Origin of the sequence: Nostoc sp. PCC 9305 (assembly GCF_963920915.1) — a bacterium.
Lineage (GTDB): Bacteria > Cyanobacteriota > Cyanobacteriia > Cyanobacteriales > Nostocaceae > Nostoc.
Genome location: NZ_CAWUDN010000103.1, coordinates 21,341 through 29,542, shown reverse-complemented (window position 1 = coordinate 29,542; position 8,202 = coordinate 21,341). Strand labels below are relative to the sequence as shown.

At 42.9% G+C, this 8,202-nt stretch carries 7 protein-coding genes; 4 read left to right on the top strand and 3 right to left on the bottom strand.

Annotated elements, in window-relative coordinates; genetic code table 11:
- Positions 1 to 403 (top strand): transposase family protein (locus tag ACM0OX_RS28520; protein WP_414518357.1); only part of this gene is annotated, 403 nt, incomplete at its 5' end.
- Positions 404 to 619: 216 nt separating this feature from the next.
- Here the strand turns inward: ACM0OX_RS28520 and ACM0OX_RS28515 are convergent.
- The gene (locus ACM0OX_RS28515; protein ID WP_414518356.1) at positions 620 to 742 is read right to left on the bottom strand and encodes a hypothetical protein; all 123 of its coding nucleotides are present in this window, start codon (positions 740 to 742) and stop codon (positions 620 to 622) included.
- Here ACM0OX_RS28515 and ACM0OX_RS28510 point away from each other — a divergent pair.
- The 3 genes from ACM0OX_RS28510 to ACM0OX_RS28500 all read left to right on the top strand — a co-directional run bounded on the left by ACM0OX_RS28510 (position 741) and on the right by ACM0OX_RS28500 (position 3,962).
- Positions 741 to 1,199 (top strand): Mov34/MPN/PAD-1 family protein, encoded by a 459-nt coding sequence (locus tag ACM0OX_RS28510; RefSeq protein WP_414518355.1) that lies wholly within the window; start codon positions 741 to 743, stop codon positions 1,197 to 1,199. The two genes, ACM0OX_RS28515 and ACM0OX_RS28510, sit on opposite strands and share 2 nt — an antisense overlap.
- Before the next feature lie 133 nt (positions 1,200 to 1,332).
- A complete protein-coding gene (moeB, locus tag ACM0OX_RS28505; protein ID WP_414518354.1) occupies positions 1,333 to 2,505 on the top strand; it encodes a molybdopterin-synthase adenylyltransferase MoeB in 1,173 nt (390 codons plus the stop codon).
- 257 nt (positions 2,506 to 2,762) lie between these two features.
- The gene (locus ACM0OX_RS28500) at positions 2,763 to 3,962 is read left to right on the top strand and encodes an MFS transporter (protein WP_414518353.1); all 1,200 of its coding nucleotides are present in this window, start codon (positions 2,763 to 2,765) and stop codon (positions 3,960 to 3,962) included.
- 160 nt (positions 3,963 to 4,122) lie between these two features.
- Here ACM0OX_RS28500 and ftsH4 read toward each other — a convergent pair whose 3' ends face one another.
- A complete protein-coding gene (gene ftsH4, locus ACM0OX_RS28495; protein WP_414518352.1) occupies positions 4,123 to 5,991 on the bottom strand; it encodes an ATP-dependent zinc metalloprotease FtsH4 in 1,869 nt (622 codons plus the stop codon).
- A 741-nt stretch (positions 5,992 to 6,732) separates the two neighbouring features.
- Positions 6,733 to 7,815, bottom strand: a complete 1,083-nt coding sequence (locus tag ACM0OX_RS28490; protein ID WP_414518351.1) for a peptidoglycan-binding domain-containing protein — start codon at positions 7,813 to 7,815, stop codon at positions 6,733 to 6,735.
- Positions 7,816 to 8,202 lie beyond the last annotated feature (387 nt).

Below are 8,202 nucleotides of genomic sequence, written 5' to 3'. Positions count from 1 at the left end.
AATTATCTTGCCAGATGCCAAGGATATTGTTGATGTTATAGCTGGCGAACCTGGGCCAAAAAGTGATATAACTTTGTTTCGAGAAAACCGCGATAACTTTGACCCCAAACAAAAATTTAAGGGAGATTTAGGATATCTTGGAGAAGATTTAATTGACACACCGATTAAAACACCAAGAAATGGAAAGTTAAAAATTGACCAGAAAAAAGAAAATAAGGAGTTTTCATGCAAGCGATTATTTGTTAAACATCGAATTCGTTCTGTAAAAATATTTCGAGTTGTTCAAGAAAGATTTCGCTTAAATCCTAAAAAGTATGAACAAGTAATTTTGACAATTTGTGGAGTAGTAAGACTACGAATTGGGGCACTTGTATTACCAGTAGAAAAATACGCGATCGCATGAGTTTAAAATGAATGCACATAACCACGTTTTTTGTCTGATTATTAACAACAAACATCTCAAACCTCTATTCTATCGTCGAAACTAGCTGGATTCAGAAACTGGCGATCGCACGTTATAAGCTAGTCACAGAGATACTTAGGCAGTTTTCGGAGATGTCTTATAAGAAAGCAGTAAGCCAATGTTTTAAAGAGCGATAAAAAATACATATTTTCTTTTTTAAAGGCTACGATACCTTCCGTAAGCTTCTCTACGAGACGCTGCGCGATCGCCTGCGGTTTTTGCTAGCATACGCATTAACCAATAATTGTTAGAAGTCGCTAGAATTACAAACGCAGACATGATTCAACTTAGCCAAGAACATTTGCAAACCATCCGCACCCATGCCGAAAACATTTACCCAGATGAGTGCTGTGGTATAATTTTGGGCTATCTGGCTAATGAGGGCAAAACTGTGGTAGAAGTCATGCCAACAGAAAATGCTTGGAATACAGAAGCGGCGGCTGAGTTTCCAGGAGAACGCACAACAGAAAGTAAAAGACGGCAATATACGATCGCACCCGAAGTTATGTTAAAAACACAAAGGGAAGCTCGCGATCGCTCATTGAACATTATCGGCATTTTTCACTCCCATCCAGATCATCCTGCTATACCCTCAGAATGCGATCGCCTATACGCTTGGCAGGGATACTCGTATATAATAGTTTCCGTCCAAAACGGCAAAGCTGGAGAACTCAAAAGTTGGAGCCTTGATGATACTCATCAGTTTCAAGTAGAGGCAATTGAAAATATAAAATAACTGGCTTAGTTTAAAGACAGTCACTCATAGCGGTTTTCGCCGCTATCACAAATGAAAATTCGTCTTTCCCACTCTTAATAAGATCCAGTTTTTCGATAGGATTAATATTCCGCTTTCTCACATCATAACTGCTATGCTCAATCCCAATCTGGACGAAATCCAGTTGACTAAAGACGATTACGAACGCTACTCCCGACACCTGATTTTACCGGAAGTAGGGCTAGAGGGACAGAAGCGCCTGAAAGCCGCTAGTGTAATGTGTATCGGTACAGGTGGACTCGGTTCACCACTACTTTTATATTTGGCGGCGGCGGGTGTTGGACGCATCGGGATTGTCGATTTTGATATTGTCGATACTTCTAATCTGCAACGCCAAGTAATTCACGGGACATCCTGGGTGGGTAAACCCAAGATTGAATCGGCAAAAAACCGCATTCACGAGATTAACCCCTATTGTCAAGTTGATTTATACGAAACTCGTCTGACTTCCGAAAACGCCCTGGATCTGATTAAACCTTACGATATCGTAGTGGATGGTACTGATAACTTCCCCACCAGATATCTAGTTAACGACGCCTGCGTATTGCTGAATAAGCCCAACGTCTACGGTTCAATTTTACGCTTTGAAGGGCAAGCTAGTGTATTTAATTACGAAGGTGGCCCGAATTATCGTGACCTTTTCCCAGAACCACCACCACCAGGAATGGTTCCTTCTTGTGCAGAAGGTGGCGTATTGGGAATTTTGCCAGGAATTATTGGTTTAATCCAAGCAACCGAAACTGTTAAAATCATTCTGGGACAAGGCAACACTCTCAGCGGGCGATTGCTGCTATACAACGCCTTGGATATGAAATTTCGGGAGTTAAAACTGCGTCCGAACCCGATTCGCCCAGTGATTGAAAAGCTGATAGACTACGAAGAATTCTGCGGGATTCCACAAGCTAAGGCAGAGGAGGCAAAACAGCAGTTGGAAAGTCAAGAAATGACCGTCAAGGATTTGAAGGAATTGTTGGATAGCGGTGCAAAGGATTTTGTACTGTTAGATGTCCGCAACCCCCATGAGTACGACATTGCCAAGATTCCGGGTTCAGTGTTGGTGCCCTTACCAGACATTGAAAATGGGAATGGTGTTGCTAAGGTGAAGGAAATATTGAATGGCCATCGCTTAATTGCTCATTGTAAGATGGGCGGGCGATCGGCAAAAGCCCTAGCTATTCTCAAGGAAGCCGGAATTGTCGGGACGAATGTCAAAGGCGGAATTACCGCTTGGAGTCGAGAAATCGATCCTTCAGTTCCAGAGTATTAACAAGAGAGGCAGGAGGCAGGGGGAATATTACTCTCTGTTTCCTACCGTGAGCAGAGCAAGTTTGCAGTTTAAATCCCCACTTCCCATCTCCTGATGACCTTTTTGGAATTAAAAGTTAAAAATTAAAAATTATTCTATTTTTAATTAATTAATTTTGGTATAGAGCTGCAAAGAAGCAAGCTAGGCACAGCGTCTCGTAGAGAGCGTCTTGAAATTTTTAATTAATAATTTTTAATTTTTAATTGGAGCGAAGCGACTTGACTACCTCGAAATTTCATCTCAATATTTTATGGGTGCAAGTTTGGGTATTGGCAGCAGTGCAGGGAGCAATTACCCTCTCGTGGTTAATTTATAATATATATTTGCCGCAACTTTTGACTCAGTTTGGTTTTCCTGCTTCATTGGCAGTTGGTTTGGTGTTAGTCGAAAACGCTTTGGGTGCGGTGCTGGAACCATTGATGGGCGGACTTTCAGACCAAGCTAGGCGCTGGGTAGGAACTCGGTTTCCCTTCATCTCAGTAGGTATGATTCTCGCATCGGCTTTGTTCATTGCGATACCATGTGTTGTAAGTTTGATCCCGCCTGCTAATGTGATGCGATCGCTCTTACCTGTATTATTGGTAGCCTGGGCATTGGCAATGACAATATTTCGCTCTCCAGCGATGTGCCTATTGGGGATGTATTCGACACCAGCACAGTTACCTTTAGCAGTAAGTTTTGTCACTTTGGTAGGCGGTGCAATTGGCGCTTTTAGACCAATAAGCTACAAGTTTATTCTGAGCTTAGGCCCAGTTTATACCTTTGCAATTGGTTCCTTCGTCATGTTGGGGGCGGCGGCTGTGTTGCGGTTAGTCAATCCCCCAGAAGCACCAGTGGATAAACATCAAGCAGAAACGGTAAAGTTGCCCTTACAGAAATTGGCTTTAATTTTAGGAACTGGTTTCGGTGTTGCGTGGGGTATCCGATTTCTCATGGATGTCTTGGGTAAAGTACTCAAAACCCAACTGAATACTGATAATGTTGATATGCAAATGGTATGGATTGGATTAGCGATCGCAATTGCCAGCATACCAGCGGGAATCTTCGCCGTCAAAATTGGTAATAGTCAAGCAATGCTTTGTGGTATCTGTGCAATCATTCCCTCGTTATTGATAATGATATCTCTGGGCGCACAAATTCCGATAATTTTGTTAATCGTTGCGAGCTTTAGTTTAATTGTCAACGGGGCAATTCCTTTTGCTTTGGGGCTAGTACCCCAGCGGTGGGCGGGATTAGGAATTGGGATGTATTTTGGTGGGTTTGCTTTAGCTATGAGTTTGTTTGGCGTTATATTTCCCCAGCCGCAACAGATAACAACTTTTGTTGGTGCTATTGGGGGTGGATTGGCATTTTTCCTAGCTGGTGTTTGCATTGCGGTGAGTGGCATTTCTGAAACGCAAAGGAACGCAGAGGTTTAACGCATAGGCGCTTCTCTACGAGACGCTACGCGTAGCTTGCTTCCACGTTCGCGGAGCGTGCCGTAGGCAAGTGGTACGCCTTCCCGCAGGGTAGGGACGCAAAGTTATCTTCTGCGTCCCTCTATGTATGAATTACGAATTACGAATTACGAATTACGAATTACGAATTAGCTACGGGTTTAACCTGACTCAACAAATCGTGCAGTTTTTCGCCTTCAATAACCTCTGTTTCTAAGAGTTGAGTCGCTATCGCTTCTAGCAAGTCCCGATTCTGTCTGAGAATCTCTAGGGCTTGTTCGTGGGCTGTTTCGACGATTTCCTTGACTTCGCTATCAATGGCTTTGGATGTGTCTTCACTTACCGCCCGCCGGGGATTAGCACCACCATTACCCAGGAATGCTGCTTGTTGTCCTTGTTGGTAAGCTAATGGCCCTAAGACTTTGCTCATACCATAAGCTGTTACCATCCGTTCTGCCAAGTCAGTTGCTCGTTGCAAATCGTTGGAAGCACCTGTGGTAATACTGTTAAACACAATCTCTTCGGCGGAACGTCCACCCAACAAAGTTGCAATCTGACCCCGCAGTTCGTGTTCATTCATCAAAAAGCGGTCTTCAGTTGGTAATTGCAGAGTGTAGCCCAAAGCTGCCATCCCACGAGGAATAATCGAAATCTTTTCTACACGACCGTTTCCGGTTGTGAGCGCCCCGACCATTGCGTGACCAACTTCATGGTATGCAACAATCTTTTTCTCAGTCTCGTTCATTACGCGACTCTTCTTCTCTAAACCGGCAACTACTCGCTCAATTGCTTCGGCAAAGTCTTCTTGAGCAACCTTTTCACGCAGATTGCGCGCTGCCAATAATGCGGCTTCGTTCACTAAGTTTGCCAAATCTGCGCCAGCAAAACCAGGAGTACGAGTAGCGATCGCTTTTAAATTTACATCATCTCCTAATTTTACCTTTTGAGCGTGAATCTTGAGAATTGCTTCACGACCAGATAAATCGGGACGGTCTACCAACACTTGGCGGTCGAAGCGACCTGGACGCAGCAATGCTGGGTCTAGGGTTTCGGGACGGTTGGTAGCTGCTAGTACAATCACCGTTGCATCCCCAGCGGCAAACCCATCCATCTCAGTTAGTAATTGGTTGAGGGTTTGTTCGCGTTCATCGTTACCACCGTAGAAGCCGTTACTGCTACGAGACTTACCAATCGCATCCAATTCATCAATGAATACAATACAAGGAGCTTGTTTTTTGGCCTGTTCAAACAAATCCCGCACTCTGGAAGAACCTACACCGACAAACAATTCGACAAATTCGGAACCAGAGATGCTGAAGAATGGAACTCCTGCTTCTCCTGCTACGGCTTTCGCTAGCAGTGTCTTACCAGTACCAGGAGGGCCAACTAACAACACACCTTTGGGAATCCTAGCGCCAATTTGCGTAAACCGTGCCGGAGTCTTGAGGAAATCTACAATTTCTACTAACTCAGTTTTTGCTTCTTCTACCCCAGCTACATCTGCAAAGGTGATTTTAGCGGATTCGCCTTCAACGTAAACCTTAGCTTTGCTCTTACCAATGGAAAGCGCACCTTGCGGGCCACCGCCACCACCACCACGAGCGAGAAAGAACTGCCAAATACCAATAAAAATCAGTGGTGGAATCACCCAACTTAAGAGGGTTGTAAACCAAGTATTTTTGGGTGGCGGTGTAGCAGCGAACTCAACTCCCTTTTCTTCTAGAAGTTTGGGTAACTCTAAATCAAAGATTGGTGTCGTTGCAAACACTTGAGCCGGCTCGGCATTTTCTGCTTTTAATTGGTAAATAATCTGGTTTTGACCAACAGAAACACGGCTGACTTCCCCTTCCTGTACTTGATGAATAAATAGACTATAGGGAACACCAGCAGGGCCGGAAGCAAATAAACCAGGCAAAAATAAATTTAAGAGCAGGAATAGTCCTGATACTGCCAGTAATATATTAGCAACGATCCGAAACCGAGGTGACTTAGGCTGTTCTTTAATTGCCATAGATTTTACCAATCCTTAGAATGAAACTTGAAAATTGGGCAGAGGGACAAGAGGCAGAGGGGCGGAGGGGCAGAGGGGCAGAGGGGCAGAGGGGCAGAGGGGCAGAGGGGAAAGACTTACTACAACTTCTCCTCGGTAACAGAGCGCAGCCTCTCGTAGAGAAGTACGCTCCTCTGCTTCCTCCTGTTCTTTATTTCCCTTAACGTTTTAAGAAACTTGATTAAAGACTGGTCAAGAATGCTGGTATATTCGCCCAATCTGAGCAATGTCTACGATGGGCTTTAAGGCTCATGATGCTCGTTAGCCCTTGTATCTCTCTTGGGGATAAAACTCGCTAACGGTAATGCAAAGTTGTTTAGCTTGTCTCGATCTTCAATTATACTACTGTTTCTCATAATTTCTCCCATTTAACAATGTTTACAGCATTTTTTTACTTATTTATGTAACTAAACTTAACAATTTAATTAATCTTTGTGAACTAACGAGCCAATACGGTTTACCGTACTCAAAAAATATGCAGAGATTGGGAGACGCAAATAGGAATCCCCTACGAAGAGTTATTTTGGAGCCTTGGCGGAGCTTTCCTTGCTCCACTCCTGAATTCTTCTGCAATAATTTCACTAGACATCTCCAGAAATTAAGTTTTCACCTAGATAGGATAAGGGCTTGAGATTCTTTTTCGGAGATGTCTACTTTGAACTTTGGAACTGCGTTCTCCATATATGCGGTTCCTCCTAGCCACTAATGTCCATCATGCGACCAGTGGGGGCGATCGCTAGATAATTTAATCACACCGTAAGAACGGCCAACTTGCCATAAAATAGAATTTTCATAACTCGTTCGTGGCTGATCGATACTAACTGTCATTCCGTTAGCGTTTTTGATCTTTAAGGTTCCTGACCAAGTAATTTCCCAATCAATTCCTAATCTTTGGGTATGACGAGAGGTAAGAACAGGTCGAAAAGCAATATTATAAGCAGACACCATTTCTTTAGCAGCTTGGACAGAACCAGCATTGGTGTAATGTAGCCAATTAATATCTACATTAGGCATCGGTGGAACATCTTTGGCAGCAATTTCATTATTACTAATACGGAAAGCGTAGTGCATTAAATAAGCTCTTTCTGATGGGCGGAATACTGAAGAGATATCAATATTAGCTCCGGCATTTTTTAAGGCTTGCTCAAAAGCTTGTACTTTTTGACGGAAGGGAGAAGCTAAATCATCAATTAAGTCGCTGTCGGGGAAAACATTAACCCAAGCTTTTCCACTCAGTCGTTGTCTTAATTTTTTGGCGTATTCAGTTATGTTGTCTAAAGCCAACTCTAAATCAATGCCAAGCGTGGTTTTTGTTGTACTAGAAAGCTGTTGAGCTAATTCGGCTCGAAAATTGATGTCTCTGATTTTATAAGTTTCGGCTAGTCCTTTTGTACTGTTGGGGCCAAAATCTCCATCAGCTACTAACGGCGGATTCAAACGACCGATCGCTGTTAAACTTTTTTGTAAGTCCTTGACCTCATTTTCTCCAAAGTTAAGATAGGTTAAGAATTTTTTACCGGCATTGGTATAGATAGCAAAATAAATTGCAAAACCTTGCTCTAGCGCTTTTTTATAAGTAGCAGTATCGACAATTCCCGTTACTGTTAAAGCATTACTAGTCTGATAATCACGAGTTGCTTGGGCTGTAATATTCCCAAAATCCCCATCAACGGCAGCAATAGGGAAGTCGTAATCTAAAAGAAATTTCTGCCAAGCAGTTACAATTAGCCCTTCGGATTTTTTCTGGAGAGTCGGAAGTTGCAATGCTTGAAGTTTAAAGCTCATAGTTTTTCTTGAAATGAAACAATTGTTTTCAGTTAATCTTTATGTCACTATTTGTCGTATAATTTAAGTTACTACCGCTGCCAATTTAGTATCTCGTACTTTATTAGAGCGATTGGAGTTCAATAAACGCTGTTTTGCAAAACCCACTTTGGATTATAACATCCGCAGTTATATTAGCTTTTCTCACGAATACTTAAAATAGAAAGTAGCTATCTCTTTAACTTGTTGGCAAATGGGGTCGGAAATTTTTTGGAAGTCAGCCACGGCAAATTGTGTAGGCTAGCAAAAACCGCAGGCATCGTCCATGTTGTTGTCAAAGATCCGCCACTTCTGATTTGGGATGAGGATGCTCTACCGTAGGTAATCAAACCAAAGCGGCTATTCAAA